General features: G+C 66.1%; 11 protein-coding genes and 1 other RNA gene. 9 read left to right on the top strand and 3 right to left on the bottom strand.

Annotation, left to right across the window (positions count from 1 at the left end; all coding sequences use genetic code 11):
- Positions 1–8: 8 nt before the first annotated feature.
- The 4 genes from ribH to BM031_RS08300 all read left to right on the top strand — a co-directional run bounded on the left by ribH (position 9) and on the right by BM031_RS08300 (position 3833).
- Positions 9–488: a 6,7-dimethyl-8-ribityllumazine synthase gene (gene ribH, locus BM031_RS08315; RefSeq protein ID WP_091873717.1), complete on the top strand. Its 480-nt coding sequence runs from the start codon at positions 9–11 to the stop codon at positions 486–488.
- 12 nt (positions 489–500) lie between these two features.
- On the top strand, positions 501–971 hold the full coding sequence (nusB, locus tag BM031_RS08310; protein WP_091873714.1) for a transcription antitermination factor NusB: 471 nt from the start codon (positions 501–503) through the stop codon (positions 969–971).
- A gap of 529 nt (positions 972–1500) precedes the next feature.
- Complete coding sequence (locus tag BM031_RS08305) at positions 1501–2238, top strand: hypothetical protein (protein ID WP_091873711.1); 738 nt, start codon at positions 1501–1503, stop codon at positions 2236–2238.
- A gap of 92 nt (positions 2239–2330) precedes the next feature.
- A complete protein-coding gene (locus BM031_RS08300) occupies positions 2331–3833 on the top strand; it encodes a sigma-54-dependent transcriptional regulator (RefSeq protein WP_091873708.1) in 1503 nt (500 codons plus the stop codon).
- A gap of 8 nt (positions 3834–3841) precedes the next feature.
- On the opposite strand, the gene BM031_RS08295 is transcribed toward BM031_RS08300, so the two are convergent.
- Together BM031_RS08295 and BM031_RS08290 are read right to left on the bottom strand one after the other, a co-directional pair.
- Positions 3842–4204, bottom strand: coding sequence for a hypothetical protein (locus BM031_RS08295; protein WP_091873704.1), 363 nt, complete (start codon positions 4202–4204; stop codon positions 3842–3844).
- 57 nt (positions 4205–4261) lie between these two features.
- A complete protein-coding gene (locus tag BM031_RS08290) occupies positions 4262–6427 on the bottom strand; it encodes a serine/threonine-protein kinase (RefSeq protein WP_091873698.1) in 2166 nt (721 codons plus the stop codon).
- A 162-nt stretch (positions 6428–6589) separates the two neighbouring features.
- Between BM031_RS08290 and BM031_RS08285 the strand changes: the two genes are divergently transcribed.
- Entirely contained in the window at positions 6590–7129 is a 540-nt protein-coding gene (locus BM031_RS08285; protein WP_091873695.1) for a hypothetical protein, read from the top strand.
- Between the two features lie 344 nt (positions 7130–7473).
- On the opposite strand, the gene BM031_RS08280 is transcribed toward BM031_RS08285, so the two are convergent.
- Positions 7474–8226 carry a transglycosylase SLT domain-containing protein gene (locus BM031_RS08280; protein WP_229408707.1) on the bottom strand — a complete coding sequence of 251 codons (753 nt, stop codon included), beginning with the start codon at positions 8224–8226 and terminating at the stop codon, positions 7474–7476.
- A 628-nt stretch (positions 8227–8854) separates the two neighbouring features.
- On the opposite strand from BM031_RS08280, the gene ubiD reads away from it, so the two are divergent.
- The 4 genes from ubiD (at position 8855) to BM031_RS08260 (ending at position 14481) form a co-directional block, all read left to right on the top strand.
- Complete coding sequence (gene ubiD, locus BM031_RS08275) at positions 8855–10339, top strand: 4-hydroxy-3-polyprenylbenzoate decarboxylase (protein WP_091873690.1); 1485 nt, start codon at positions 8855–8857, stop codon at positions 10337–10339.
- Positions 10340–10540: 201 nt separating this feature from the next.
- An RNA gene (gene ffs / locus BM031_RS08270) (signal recognition particle sRNA small type) lies at positions 10541–10639 on the top strand.
- A 174-nt stretch (positions 10640–10813) separates the two neighbouring features.
- The gene (locus BM031_RS08265) at positions 10814–12268 is read left to right on the top strand and encodes a methyl-accepting chemotaxis protein (protein WP_091873687.1); all 1455 of its coding nucleotides are present in this window, start codon (positions 10814–10816) and stop codon (positions 12266–12268) included.
- 62 nt (positions 12269–12330) lie between these two features.
- The gene (locus tag BM031_RS08260) at positions 12331–14481 is read left to right on the top strand and encodes a DNA polymerase III subunit gamma/tau (protein WP_091873683.1); all 2151 of its coding nucleotides are present in this window, start codon (positions 12331–12333) and stop codon (positions 14479–14481) included.
- The last annotated feature ends 28 nt before the right edge of the window (positions 14482–14509 follow it).

Here is a 14509-nt window from a genome sequence, read left to right as displayed (position 1 = left end):
GGCCAGCCATGACGGTAGGAACATTTGAAAGCAATCTGGCGGGTGAAGGCCTGCGTATCGGTATCGTGCAGGCACGATTCAACGCCGACGTGGGCCACGGCCTGCTGTCGTCCTGCCTGGCCGAGCTCAAGCGCCTGGGCGTGGCCGACGAGGACATCCTCCACATCACGGTGCCGGGCGCGCTCGAAGTGCCGCTGGCGCTGCAGAAAATGGCTGAAACCCAGCAGTTCGACGCGCTGGTCGCACTGGGCGCGGTGATCCGCGGCGAGACCTACCACTTCGAGCTGGTGGCCAACGAATCGGGCGCCGGCATCACCCGCATCGGCCTGGACTACGGCATCCCGGTCGCCAACGCCATTCTCACCACCGAGAACGACGAGCAGGCCGAAGCCCGCATGGCCGAAAAGGGCCTGGACGCGGCGCGCGTGGCGGTCGAGATGTCGAACCTGCTGTTCGCGCTGGAAGAACTGCAGGCTGAAGAAGAATAAGGAAACAAGCACATGAACGACAAGACCACGCACGCCAACCCGAGCAAGAACCGCACGCCGCGCCACCGCGCACGCGAGTTCGCGCTGCAGGGCCTGTACCAATGGCTGCTGAACAATGAGCCGGCCCGCACTGTCGTGGCCAACATCCGCGGCGCCCACGGCTTCGAGAAGGCCGATGGCGAATTCTTCGGCGACCTGCTCAACGGCACCATCAGCACCTCGGTCGAGCTGCGCGAGACCATCGCGCCGCTGATCGACCGCAATGTGGCCGAGCTGTCGCCGATCGAGCACGCCGTGCTGCTGCTCGGCGCGTACGAGCTGAAGAACCACCCGGAAGTGCCGTACCGCGTCGTCATCAACGAAGCGGTCGAGCTGACCAAGTCCTTCGGCGGTATCGACGGCCACAAGTACGTCAACGGCGTACTGGACAAGCTGGCGTCCAGGCTGCGCCCGGACGAATTCGGCGCCGACGCGCGACGCTGATCGACAGCCGTTTTAGTCAAGACAAAAAGCCACCGCGGCGCTGCCGCGGTGGCTTTTTTTAATGCGTCATTCAAATGAGCGGTTAATTAAAATATATTATAAGTAATAATAATATTTATATGATTAAATTGGCCCGTTAAATTGTATTTTACACGTCATTTTACATGTAAAAAAATAGTGGCAATATTATGTTGACGGTATTTCCGAAAAGTCTCATATTACGTTCCGGGAACAAGCGGTAATGCATAAAGAATAGATTGATCCGGAGTGGGACCTTGAATAGCGGTGCTTGTAATGACTGACCTGGCAATACACCAAGCTGCATGCGCAGCGAATCACGCCCGGCGCGGGCCTGTGACCAGGGGAGCGGGAGGCGATACACTGCTCCCCGATGTGGAACACGCCGGCCAGTGCAGCCTTGGCATTATCCGGGACGTATTATGTAGAACATTGATGTCCTCGGTTTTATATTGCATGCGCCCAGGCGGGCGCCGCAATACAGTGTCGGCATTGAATAGCGAGGCTTATCATGCGTAAGGTAAATGAGCTGCCTTCGTCTTATGGCCTGATCTTCCGGGTCTCGTTCGGCCACGCGTTTTTCGCCGACGGTACACTGCGCGCCTTGCGCATCGTCCCGGTTCCCGCCTGCCACGACATGCTGCGCAGGGCAGGCTTGCTGCTGCGGGCCCAGGAAGACGGCATTGCGGCCTACGGCGACGCAAAAGCGGTGCAACGCCTGCGCCTCCATATTGCCGAGGCCGGCGCGTCGCTCCGGATGGGCTTCCAGGTCTTCCTGACCGATCCGCTGTTTTTCGAATACACGGCGCCGGCCTGGCCGAAGGGGAAATTGCTGTTCCTCGACACCAGCCGCGCGTTTCCCGACGCCGCAGGACGCCAGCGCCTGCATGCGACGTCCAGCGTTCCGGTATCGGCCTTCCTCGACCGCGACCACGCCGACCTCGCGCCCATCTTCGGCAAGCACGTGCTGGCGCCGGCGCCGGCCATGGCGCTCCAAGTCGTCGTCTCGTCCGCCTTGCTGGAGGCGAGCGAGCCGGGGCAGCGCCATTTCCATGCCCACTTCGACGCCGCCGGCGTGGCCCTTGCCGGCGACGGGGACTTCCAGCACTTCGGCGCCGCGAACATCGCCGACGACCGGCGCGCCCACGTCTTCCCATCGAAGCGCGCCATTGCCAAGCGCGAGGTAGGGCCGCTGCGTTTCCATCTCCGCGCGGCGGCGCGCCGGAAAGCCGATTCGCGCTCACCGTGATCCCGCCGGGTAAGGTCGCCGGTTGACCTGCAGGCAAAAGTGTAGAATCGCAAACGCATCGGTGCCACGCCACCGTGTCTTTGCCAGATTCTATGATTTATTCCGATTACACGCTGACCTCGCCCCTGTCCGACCTCGACCATGCCACGGCGCCCCTGCTGGCGGTCACCATCCTCTGGCATCCCGATCCGGCCCGCATCGGCGAACAATTTGTCGGCGGCACCGGCAGCGACACCATTGAACTGAACCGTTACGCGCCCCTGTTCATGCGGCCGGGCAGCGAAGGCCTGCCCTTGGGTCACGGCGGCATTTCTCGCCAGCCGCTGCGCCTGGTGCGCGACGCCCACGACACGCTCACCCTTGCGCTGCCCGCCAGTTCGATGGTGGTCGAGGTGGGCGGGCGCGTCGTCAAGGATGCGGTCCGGCTCACCGCGGCGCAGGTCGCCGAAGGCCAGGTCCTGACCCTGGGCCGGGCGGTGGTCCTGTGCCTGCACTGGATGGACCGCCTGCCGAAGCACAATCCGGTGCCGGGGTTGCATGGCGTGGGCAGCGCCAGCATCGGCGTGCGCGACCAGCTCCGCATGGTGGCCCCGAGCGGCTTACCGGTGCTGCTGCTGGGCGAAACCGGCACCGGCAAGGAAATCGCCGCGCGCGCCATCCATGCGCTGAGCAGCCGTGCCGCGGCGCCGCTGGTCACGGTCAACATGGCGGCCCTGGGCGAAGCGACGGCTGCGGCAGAACTGTTCGGGGTGGAGGCGGGAGCCCACGCCGGCGAACCGGCCGCGCGCGACGGGGTGTTCGCGCAAGCCGACCGGGCGACCCTGTTCCTTGACGAGATCGGCAACGCCCCCGCCGCCGTGCAGCCGATGCTGCTGCGCGTGCTCGAGGGCGGCGACTACCGGCCGGTCGGCGCGGCCCAGGACCGGCGTTCGTCGGCGCGCGTGGTTGCCGCCTCCGACCAGGACCTGGAGGCGGCAGTATTCAACCAGGCCCTGCTGCACCGGCTGGAAGGCTTCGTGATCCGGATGCCGCCGCTGCGCACCCGGCGCGAGGATATCGGCGTGCTGATCGTCGACTTGCTCGGGCAGCAGGAGGGCAATGCAGGGCTGCCGGCGGCGCTGGTGGCGGAACTGGCATGCTGGGACTGGCCGGGCAATGTGCGCCAGTTGTCGCATGTGCTGCAGCGCGCGGTGCTGATGCTGGGCGAAGGCGTCGTTCCGACCCTCGACGATCTGGTGCGCACGCAGCGGCAGCCGCCGGAGGAAGCGCCGGCTCCGCCGGCGCCGCGCGGCGAGGCCGCCGATGCCGCGCCGCGCCGCCGGCCGTCCGCCTTGTCCGACGGCGATGTGCTCGACGCCATGGCCGCGCATGACTGGAACATCCAGGCGGCCGCGCAGGCGCTGCGCATCTCGCGCCCGAGCCTTTACAAGCTGCTGGAAGACCATCCCGTCATCAGGCGTGCCGAAACCATCCCGGAAAACGACATCGCCCGCGCAATGGAGGCTTGCGGGGGCGATGTGGAGCGCTGCGCCGCGACCCTGAAAACGCCGGCGGAGGCCTTGCGGCGCCGCTGGCGTTTACTGCGTCCGGGCTAAGGCAGGCATCAGGTCGAGCCGACTTCGAGTTCGGGGTCAGGCAGGAAATAAAAGTTGCTGATGCCTTGGGCGTCGATGGTCGTGAACGAGAGCGAGAAGCCCCACAGGCCGTTTTCCTTGTCGATCGTGTACCGGGCGCCAGGTTCGATGTTGATCTGGTTGCCGCCTTTGAAGGGCGAGCGCTCGGTTTCCTTCTCGCGCGGCCCGGTCATCATGATGGCGTTGGTCAGGCAGTCCGGACCCTCGAAGGTGAAGCTGATCGTATCGTTCATGTTCGCCTGGATGCTGTCGGTGCCTTTCGGACGCGGCGCCCAGCTGGCTTGCGGATTGCCTGCATCGTAAATAACGCGGATTTCGTGGTTTTGTTGCATGTCTGCTTTCAGGTCAGTCGGTTGGGTGCCGGTGTGGCACGACAGGATCGGACTTGGTCAGTCCGGACGGTAACGCGCATCCCGCCGCAAGGCCACCAGGTCCGGTTCGGCATCGATGAACTTGACCGGATACCCGAGGCGGCGGGCGCTATTGATGGCAACGAGTGCGGCGTCCCGTTGACCCAACAATTCATAAGCCAGGCCTGCGCGGAACTGCACGTCGGCGCTGGTTGGCGCCAGGGCAATGGCGCGCGGCAGCAGCGTGGCGGCTTCGGCCTGCGCCCCGGTGCGCGCGGCGTACAGGCCCATGCGCGAGACCAGCAGCACATCGTCCGGGGCGCGGGCCAGGCGCGGCGCCAGCAGCTCGCGCGCCTTGTCGTAGGCGGCGCGCGCCTGCTTTTCGCGGCCCGGGATCCAGTTCAGGGTATCGGCCAGGTTGGCCCACAGCTGGTATTCGCCCGGCGCGCCGCGCGTCGGCGAGACTGCGTTCTCGAAGGCCGCCGCCGCCCCCACGTAATCCTGGCGCAGGAACAGCGCATTGCCGAGGTTCGTGTACAGCTTGGCGCTGGGACGGATCTGCAGGCCTTGCTGCAGCACTTGCAGCGCTTCGTCGTCGCGGTTCTGGCGCAGCAGCGCGGCATTCAGGTTGGCGTAGGCAATGACGGCATCCGGCTGCAGGGCGATGCTGCGCCGGAACAGGCGCTCGGCGGCCGGATAGTCCGCCTGTTCGTAGTACACGCTGCCCAGTTCGTCGGTGAAGACGCGCTCCTGCGGGAAGCGCGCGATGGCGTCCTCCAGCCTGGCGCGCGCCTCGTCGTAGCGGTGCATGCGGCGCAAGGTCACGCCCTGGCCATACAGCGCGAAGAAATTGGTGGGGTCCAGGCGTAAACCTTCGGCGTGCGCCAGCAGGGCGTCGTCGCGCTTGCCCTGGTTGTCCAGCACCCAGCCGCGCGCGATGTGGCTCAGCGCCAGCTGGTCGTTGAGCTGGGCGGCGCGCTGCGCACTGGCATTGGCGCGCTGCAGCCAGGTTTCGTCGCGCTTGTCGGTCTGGTAGCGCTGGATGTACATCAGCGACATGCCGGCGGCGGCCGCCGCGCTGTCCGGGCGGCGTTCCAGGATGCGGCGGAAATGCTGCTCGGCGCTGTCCAGGCTGCCCGGACGGTCGAACAGCTTCAGCGCCGCCAGGCCCTGTTCCATTTCGACCGACTCGGAGAAGGGCGCCAGCGACGGGCCGAGCGTCGCCAGGTAGGGGGCGGCGGCCCAGCCGGCGGCGCCCAGCAGGGCCACCGACAGCACGCCGGCCAGCACGCGCCGGGTGCGCGCCGGCATGGGCTTTCGGGCCGGCGGCGCCGGAGATACCAGGGGAGCCTCGAGCTGCGCGAGCCGCGCCAGCACCTCGGCCATGCCGGCCAGCCGCTGCGGCGCCTGGCGCGCGGTCATCGCGCGGATCAGGGCGATCAGCTGCGGGCTGGTGTCGAGGGGATAGCTCCAGCCGTCGGACGTGGTCTGCACCTGCGCCGCCGCCAGCGCCAGGCCGTCGAGGGCGGCGAAGGGCCGGGCGCCGCAGACCATCTCGTACAGGATCAGGCCCAGGGCGTAGACATCGACCTGCGGGGACAGCGGCGCGCCCAGCATGCGCTCGGGGGCCATGTAGGCGATGGTGCCTTGCAAGACCTCGGGCGCGATGGCCGCGGTGGCCAGCACGTCGAGCTGGTGGGCCAGGCCGAAATCGAGGATACGGATGGCGCCGCCGGGTTCGAGCATCAGGTTCGACGGCTTGAGGTCGCCATGCACCAGGCCGGACGCATGGGCGTCGCGCATGGCTTCGGCGACCTGGCGGGTCCATTCGAGGGCATCGGCGCGGGCGACAGGCCCCGCAGCCAGGACCTGCTTGAGGGTCTGGCCCGGCACCAGCTCCATGACGATCGACTGGGTGCAGCCGTCGTCTTCGATCGCATGCACCTTCACGAAGGCGGCATGGCGCAAGGAGGCGCCCAGGCGCGCCTCGCGCATCAGGTCGGCGCCGGCGCGCGCGGCGTCGGCGTGCTTGATGCATTTGATGGCGACGGGGCGGCACAATTTGCTGTCCCAGGCCTCATATACCCGGCCAAAGCCGCCTTCGCCGAGGCAGCCGCGTACGTCGTATTGGTCGGGGAGTGTTGGCGCGTCCGGCAGGGGCCCGGCCGGTGTGCAAATTTCGGAAATCTGGGTGAGGGAAGTCATTGTCCGGTGCTTGAGACAGATCAGGACACATTACAGTAAACGTTACGTCCATGCAATGGTGGGAGATTTCTCGACCGGGTTTGCAACGTGGCAGGGCGGCACAACGCTCGCCGCAAGAGCGACAATGCTACACTCCGCCCTTACATTGACGTTTGAACAGCCATGACCGATAAAAAACCGCCGTCCACCGGCAAGCCAGAGGCCAAGCCCGCCGGCCGCCCCGAAAATCCTTATCTCGATGGGGACTTCTATAACCGCGTACGCGACTACACCGAGCGCGATGCGACCTTTTCCAAGGAACTGAAGGCCATCGCCGACCGCGGCGCCGGCAAGCAAAGCACCGACGCGCGCTTTGCCCCATCGCTCGACCTGCTGCGCGGCGTGGTCAAGAAGGGGGTGTCGCTCAATGACATGCTCGAGCGCATCGTGCTTGGCAAGGAGTCGGCCTTGTGGGAAGCATGGCTGGCCACCTTCGGCATCGAATTGCGTGGCGTCAGCTACGACAAGGCAGGTCCGCGCAATGCCAGGCTGGCCCTGGACCTGAGCCTGAACGCCAAGGCCAATCCGCTGTTCTCGAACGAAGGCGTGCGCAACTGGCGCAGCCTCGTCGCGGAAGACTGCGCCCAGGTCCAGGTGGAAAAACCGACTGTGGAAACGGCAGCCAAGGCCTACGCGATCTTCTTCCTCGACGCGGCGGAATAGGGCCGCTTGCCGGGGTGCGAATCGCCGGCACCACTATATATATAGACAAAAGCCACCGTGGCACTGCCCGGTGGCTTTTTCATTGCTAGCAGGAGGTAAAAAAACACCGCTGCAGCGATAGTTCCAAAAATCCCCACCTTCGGGGTCAGGTCTGACATTTGGACACGAGCTCTACCGTAGTGTGCAGTTAATGCCGTAGGGCTGGTAAAACCGGGAACCGCAAACGCGAACACCTGTTTTATGGATGAGGCCGTGTCCAAATGTCAGACCTGACCCCGAAGTTGCCGAAGTTGGAGTAAAAAAACCACCGCTGCGGCGGTGGTTCTTGAGGGGCCGTGCGGGCTTTACAGCGTTGCCAGCGTCTCGGCTGCGTGGGCCTCGGCGTTGACTGGGGCAGCCGGCGTTTCCGCCGGGGTGATGGCAGGACCCTGCTTGACCACGACCGGCGCCGGCAGTGGGCGTGGGTTGGTGGTCGGGACGTTATGGCCGCGGGCGACCTGCTTCAGGCGCTTGTATTCGGCCAGCACCTTCGAGCCGTAGCCCGAGTCGCTTTCCATGTCCGCGGCGCCCACGTAGGTCTTCAGGCCGCCTTCGACGGAACCGGTACGCTTGACGTAATCCTTGAGGATCAGGGCGCCGACACGGATGTTGGCGGCCGGGTCCAGGGCTGCCTTCTGGCCGCCGACTTTCTCGAATTTGTCGTGGTGGACCTTGGCCATGACCTGCATCAAGCCCTTGGCGCCCATCGCGCTCTCGGCGAACGGGTTCAGGCCCGATTCGATTGCCATGACCGCCAGGATCAGCAGCGGGTCGAGCTTGACCTCGTGCGCCGTCATGTAGGCGGTCGAGACCAGCATGTTGGCGGCGTCGCTGGCAACACGGTAGCGCTTGCTCAGCCAGGAGGTGACCCATTGCTGTTGCTTGCTATTGGCAGCCAGCTGAGGAGTGGCTACGCTTTTCGATTCGGTCGCGGCCACTTCGGCCAGGACGACAGGCGCCGGCGCAGCAGGGGCGATGGCGACGATTTCAGGCTGGGGATCCAGCACGTCCGAGACACGCTTGGCGATGTCTTCGTTGGTGTAAAGCAGCGCGAGCATCGCGATTGCCGAGAGACCGAATACGGTCAGGGTATTACGTGCGGTATTTGCTACGCCGCGTACTGCTTTGCCCATGGACGACCAGGTAACTGGCTGGTTGGCCATGGATTGCACGAGCCTTGCGCTCGTGATGAAACGATGGATCATCGAATTCCCCTTTGTCGCGGCAAAAAGCGTCCCGTCACGGCGCTGTAAGAAAAATCGCGCTGTGTTCGGACTCGGTGCCGTGCATCAGAAATATCGTAGGTCGCCGCGTAGCGGCCGACTAACGCCGTCATTGCTTTGCTTCAGCTGGCTGCTATAAAACCCAGGCGGGTGGAACCAGTGGCTAAACAACTGTCTCGGGGGTTGGGCAGACGCCCAGTGAAAACACTCCTTAAAATGTCATATGGGGCCCCGACCCCGTGAATGCATGAGAACGGCTAAAATCATGTCGAAACGATTTGCCTGCCTCATCAAGTAGGTCGGATTGTAGGGGCTCCTTTATGCCAAGTCAACCCTAGCACGATCCGCTCTTATTACTTTTAGATCTGATGCCAAGCCGAAATTTTAGAAAGGCTTGTTAAATCAACTACTTGCCATGGTGCCTTGAACAAGCTTCTACTGACGAGATAACAATCAAAACTTGATGAAATATTCAGATTTACGCGATTTTATGGCCCAGCTCGAGAAAATGGGCGAGCTCAAGCATGTTGGGGTGCCGGTGTCGCCCCACCTCGAGATGACGGAGATCTGCGACCGCGTACTGCGCGCCGAAGGCCCGGCCCTGCTGTTCGAGAAACCCACCGGGCACACGATCCCGGTGCTGGGAAACCTGTTCGGCACCCCGCGCCGGGTGGCGCTGGGCATGGGGGCCGAGAGCGTGAGCGAGCTACGCAACATCGGCCACGTGCTGGCGCGCCTGAAGGAGCCCGAACCGCCCAAGGGTTTCAAGGATATCCTGGGCCTGGGTTCGCTCGTGAAGGCGGTCTGGGACATGGCGCCGAAAGAAGTGCGCGGCGCACCTTGCCAGGACATCGTCTGGGAAGGGCCTGACGTCGACCTGGCCCGCCTGCCGATCCAGCACTGCTGGCCGGGCGACATCGCGCCCCTCATCACCTGGGGCCTGGTGATCACCAAGGGGCCGCACAAGAAGCGCCAGAACCTGGGGATCTACCGCCAGCAGGTGCTGGGCCCGAACAAGCTGATCATGCGCTGGCTGGCGCACCGCGGCGGCGCGCTGGACTTCCGCGAGCACGCGCTGGCCAACCCCGGCAAGCCCTATCCGGTGGCGGTGGCGCTGGGCGCCGACCCGGCCACCATCCTGGGCGCCGTGACGCCGGTACCCGACAGCCTGTCGGAATACCAGTTCGCCGGCCTGCTGCGCGGCCAGCGCACCGTGCTTACCAAGGCCATCGGCAGCGAGCTGCGGGTGCCGGCATCCGCCGAGATCGTGCTGGAAGGGCATATCTACCCCGATGCGAACCACCCGTCCGGCTTCGAGCACGCGCTGGAAGGCCCGTACGGCGACCACACCGGTTACTACAATGAGCAGGACAGCTTCCCGGTGTTCACGGTGGACCGCATCACGATGCGGCGCGATCCCATCTACCACTCGACCTACACCGGCAAGCCGCCCGACGAACCGGCGGTGCTGGGCGTGGCGCTGAACGAAGTGTTCATCCCGCTGCTGCAAAAGCAGTTCAGCGAGATCACCGACTTCTACCTGCCGCCGGAAGGCTGCAGCTACCGCATGGCGGTGGTGCAAATGAAGAAGCAGTACGCCGGCCACGCCAAGCGCGTGATGTTCGGGGTGTGGAGCTTCCTGCGCCAGTTCATGTATACCAAGTTCATCGTGGTGGTGGACGAGGATGTGAACGTGCGCGACTGGAAGGAAGTCATCTGGGCGATCACGACCCGGGTCGACCCGACCCGCGATACGGTCATGGTCGACAACACGCCGATCGACTACCTCGATTTCGCCTCGCCGATCAGCGGGCTTGGGAGCAAGATGGGGATCGATGCGACCAACAAGTGGCCGGGAGAAACCAACCGGGAGTGGGGAACGCCGATCGAGATGACGCCGGAGGTGAAGGAGCGGATCGATGGGTTATGGGGAGAGTTGGGGATTTGAGGCGTTGCGCATCGATGCGCCGCCAATAATCGTTACCCTCAAAACGTCATTCCCGCGCAGGCGGGAATCCAGGTTCGTAGCGGTTCGATAGCTCACGCAAATTGGGTTCCCGCCTGCGCGGGAGAGACGTAGTGGCTGCGCAGGCGTATTCCGGCCAGCTGCCATTTCCCACATCGCCCGCCATACGGTATAATCACCCTCGGCGGGCCCCTGCGCATTGTGGCATGGTTTACCTGGTCAGGTCGGGAACGAAGCAGCCAAAGCCGTTCACCGCAAGTGCCGCAGATCAGGCTCGCCTCTTTCGATGTCGCTCCAACTGTACAAAGCCGCGTCAGCGGCTTTTTGCATTTTCGGCCCTGGTTTTACCCCAACCCCCCTGTCCCAGCTCTGCATCGGTAAATTAATCAGATTTCCGCACGGCAACTACGTTTTCTGTTTAAATGTGGATGTTTATAAAATTCATCAGGAGACAACGTGGAAAACCAGAGCGTCGATGGCGTACTGAAAGCAAGCTATCTGCAGGCAGATCGCATCATGTGCGGCATCCTGTGGGGCCTGTTTGCCATGGCGCTGGCGCTCTCCGGCATGCACGATACGCTGCAGTGGGCGCTGCTGGTCGGATTGCCGGCAGCCCTGGTGCCGACCCTGGCCGTGCTTGCGCAGGGCGGCAGCCGCATGTCGCGCATGATGGTGGCGGTGGCGATGATGGTGTTCTGCGCGCTGCACATCCACCAGGCCGCCGGCCGCGCCGAACTGCACTTCGGGATCTTCGTGCTGCTGGCCTTCCTGTTGTATTACCGCGACTGGACGGTGATCGTCGCCGCGGCCGTCACCATCGCCGTGCACCACCTGTCGTTCAATTACCTGCAGGAGCTCGGTTTCGGCGTCCGCTGCCTGAGCGAAGCCGGCCTTGCAGCGGTGCTGGTGCACGCGGCCTATGTAATAGCGGAAAGCGTCGTACTGTGCTTCCTGGCCCGGGTGCTGCGGCGCGAGGCGCTGCAGTCGGCCGAACTGCGGGTGAGCGTGGCGTCGATGGCCAACCAGGGCGGACAGATCGACCTGCGGGCCGATGTACTGCCGACGCGCAGCGCCAGCGGCCGCGCCCTGCGCGATGTGGTGCGCCTGCTCGAAGGCGCCATGGCCAGCGTCCAGCACAGCGTGCGCACCACCGGGGCGGCGTCGGTCGAGATCGCTGCCGGCAACGCCGAGCTGGCCGCCCGCACCACGGCCCAATCGGCGTCGATCCGCGCGACCGTCCAGTCCATGGCCGAGCTGACTGTCACCGTGCGTGAGAATGCCGACCGGGCTGTGGCCGCCAGCGAGCTGGCCGGGACCGCGGCCAGCGTGGCGGCGCAGGGTGGCGAGGTGGTGGGCCGCGCGGTGGCGCGAATGGCGGCGATCGACGCCTCGTCGCGCAAGATTTCCGACATCATCGCGGTCATCGACGGCATCGCCTTCCAGACCAATATCCTGGCGCTCAATGCCGCCGTGGAAGCAGCTCGCGCCGGCGAGCAGGGACGCGGGTTCGCCGTGGTGGCCAGCGAAGTGCGCAACCTTGCCCAGCGCTCGGCCACTGCGGCGCGCGAGATCAAGGCCCTGATCGGCGAATCGGTCCAGGAAGTCGCCGCCGGCAATGAGCTGGTGCGCCAGGCCGGGGCTACCATGGAACAGGTGGTGGGCAGCGTGCGCCAGGTGTCGCGCCTGATCGCCGGCATCAGCAGCGCCAGCCGCGAACAGGCCGGCGGCATCGCGGCCATCGGCGAGGCGATCAGGACGATGGACGCATCGACCCGCGACAATGCGCGCCTGGTCGAGCAGGCGGCCAGCTCGGCCGATTCGCTGGAACAGCAGACGCGCCGCCTGGCCGAGGTGGTGAGCGTGTTCCGGCTGGACGCTCGCGCGGGACGCCCGGCACTGGCGGCCGCCTGAAGTTGTTGCCAGGCACGCCTCGGTTTGTCCGCGCCGGGCCCCATCTGCGGTAAAATCCCGGCATGTCCTATCAAGTCCTCGCCCGCAAATACCGTCCCAAGAACTTCGACACACTGGTTGGCCAGGAGCACGTCGTCCGTGCCCTGACCCACGCGTTGAAAACGGGCCGCCTGCACCACGCCTACCTGTTCACCGGCACGCGCGGCGTCGGCAAGACCACGCTGTCGCGTATCCTGGCCAAGTCGCTCAACTGCGTGGGTCCGGACGGGCAGGGCGGGATCACGGCCGAGCCCTGCGGCGTATGCGAAGCCTGCCGCGCGATCGACGCCGGCCGCTTCGTCGACTACATTGAAATGGATGCCGCGTCCAACCGCGGCGTCGACGAGATGGCCCAGCTGCTGGAACAGGCGGTGTATGCGCCGAGCAATGCGCGCTTCAAGGTCTATATGATCGACGAGGTGCACATGCTCACCAACCACGCGTTCAACTCGATGCTGAAAACGCTCGAGGAACCGCCGCCGCACGTCAAGTTCATCCTGGCCACCACCGACCCGCAGAAGATCCCGGTCACGGTGCTGTCGCGCTGCCTGCAGTTCAACCTCAAGCAGATGCCACCCGGCCACATCGTGGGCCACCTCGAGAACATCCTCGGCCAGGAAGGCGTGAACTTCGAGCAGCCGGCGCTGCGCCTGCTGGCGCAAGGCGCCCACGGTTCGATGCGCGACGCGCTGTCGCTCACCGACCAGGCCATCGCCTATGCCGCCGGCGAAGTCACCCTGGCGGCGGTGCAGGGCATGCTGGGCGCGCTCGACCAGTCCTACCTGGTGCGCCTGCTGGACGCGCTGCTGGCACAGGACGGCGCCGACCTGATGGCGGTGGCCGACGAGATGGCCAGCCGCAGCCTGTCGTACAACGGCGCGCTGCAAGACCTCGGCACCCTGCTGCACCGCATCGCGCTGGCCCAGTCGGTGCCGGCCGCGGTGCCGCAAGACCTGCCGGAGCTGCCCGACATCCTGCGCCTGGCACAGGCGTTCGACGCCCAGGAAGTGCAGCTGTATTACCAGATCGCCGTGCATGGCCGCAACGAGATCGGCCTGGCGCCGGACGAATACGCGGGCTTCACCATGACCCTGCTGCGCATGCTGGCCTTCCGCCCGGGGCAGGGCGGGGCCGAAGCACCGGCCGCCGCCACGCCGAGCGCGGCGCCGGCGCCGGCAGCGCGCGCCGCCGCAGTGGCCGCGGCCAGCCATGCCGCGGTCGCGCCCGCGCGCCCGGCTGCCGCGCCGCAGGCAGCGCCACCGCCACGCCCGCCAGCGCCGCCAGCGCCAGCCGGCGGCCCCGCGCCGGCCATGACCTCGGCCCGCGCCGCCATCAACGCGGCGCTGGAAGCGGCGCGCGCGGCGTCCGGCCGCCCGGGCAGCGGCGCCAAGCGTCCGGCCGCCGAAGCGCCGCCGCCGAGTGCGCCCGCGCCTGCCGCCGCCGCACCGGCGCCGGCCGCCGCGCCCCCGTCGGCGCCCGGCCCGTCCGCGGCGATGCCGCAGGCGACCGGGCCCACCGGCACCCCGCCGTGGGAGCAGGGCGCGCCGCGCGACGCGGCCGCTCCGCAGCCGCCGCAGGCGCGCATGCAGGGCGCCCAGGCCGAGGATGACGTGCCGTCCTGGGTCACCGATTTTTCCGATGACACCGCCGTGGCTTCCGAGGCGCCGGCCGCCGTGACGGCGCCGGCGCCCGCGCAGCTGCGGGCCCCGGCCGCGCCGCCACATGCCTACGTCGTCACCCCGGTGCCGTCGATCGGCTGGGACGGCAACTGGCCGGCCCTGGCCGCCAGCCTGCCGCTGCGCGGCGTGTCCCAGCAGCTGGCCCTGCAGACCGAGCTGATCGAATGCGTCACCCATGACAACGCCGCCACCTTCCGCTTGCGGGTGCCGGTCGATACGCTGCGCGCCAGCGGCAACAGCGAGAAGCTGACCGCTGCGCTGCAAGAACATTTCCCGCAACTGCGGGTGGCGATCGATACCGAGATCGGCCCGACCTGGTACACCGCCGCCGCCGAGGCCAAGGCTGCGCGCGAAGAGCGCCAGCGCCAGGCCGAGGCGCTGGTGGCCGCCGAGCCGTTCGTGCAGACGATGGAACGCAGCTTCGGCGCCTTCGTCGTGCCCGGCTCGGTGAAGCCGGCGCCGCTGCCGGCCGCCCCCGACGCGCCCCTCAATTAACCCATCCGGAACTTTTTGGAGAAACCGA

Source organism: Massilia yuzhufengensis, assembly GCF_900112225.1.
Lineage (GTDB): Bacteria > Pseudomonadota > Gammaproteobacteria > Burkholderiales > Burkholderiaceae_D > Telluria > Telluria yuzhufengensis.
This window is presented reverse-complemented; position numbering and strand designations above follow the sequence as displayed.

Coding starts and splice junctions, on each gene's coding strand:
- BM031_RS08305 (WP_091873711.1), top strand. CDS start 1,501: ATGCGTAAGGTAAATGAGCTGCCTTCGTCTTATGGCCTGATCTTCCGG.
- BM031_RS08300 (WP_091873708.1), top strand. CDS start 2,331: ATGATTTATTCCGATTACACGCTGACCTCGCCCCTGTCCGACCTCGAC.
- nusB (WP_091873714.1), top strand. CDS start 501: ATGAACGACAAGACCACGCACGCCAACCCGAGCAAGAACCGCACGCCG.
- BM031_RS08260 (WP_091873683.1), top strand. CDS start 12,331: ATGTCCTATCAAGTCCTCGCCCGCAAATACCGTCCCAAGAACTTCGAC.
- BM031_RS08295 (WP_091873704.1), bottom strand. CDS start 4,204: ATGCAACAAAACCACGAAATCCGCGTTATTTACGATGCAGGCAATCCG.
- BM031_RS08280 (WP_229408707.1), bottom strand. CDS start 8,226: ATGCTCGCGCTGCTTTACACCAACGAAGACATCGCCAAGCGTGTCTCG.
- BM031_RS08285 (WP_091873695.1), top strand. CDS start 6,590: ATGACCGATAAAAAACCGCCGTCCACCGGCAAGCCAGAGGCCAAGCCC.
- BM031_RS08290 (WP_091873698.1), bottom strand. CDS start 6,427: ATGACTTCCCTCACCCAGATTTCCGAAATTTGCACACCGGCCGGGCCC.
- ubiD (WP_091873690.1), top strand. CDS start 8,855: ATGAAATATTCAGATTTACGCGATTTTATGGCCCAGCTCGAGAAAATG.
- ribH (WP_091873717.1), top strand. CDS start 9: ATGACGGTAGGAACATTTGAAAGCAATCTGGCGGGTGAAGGCCTGCGT.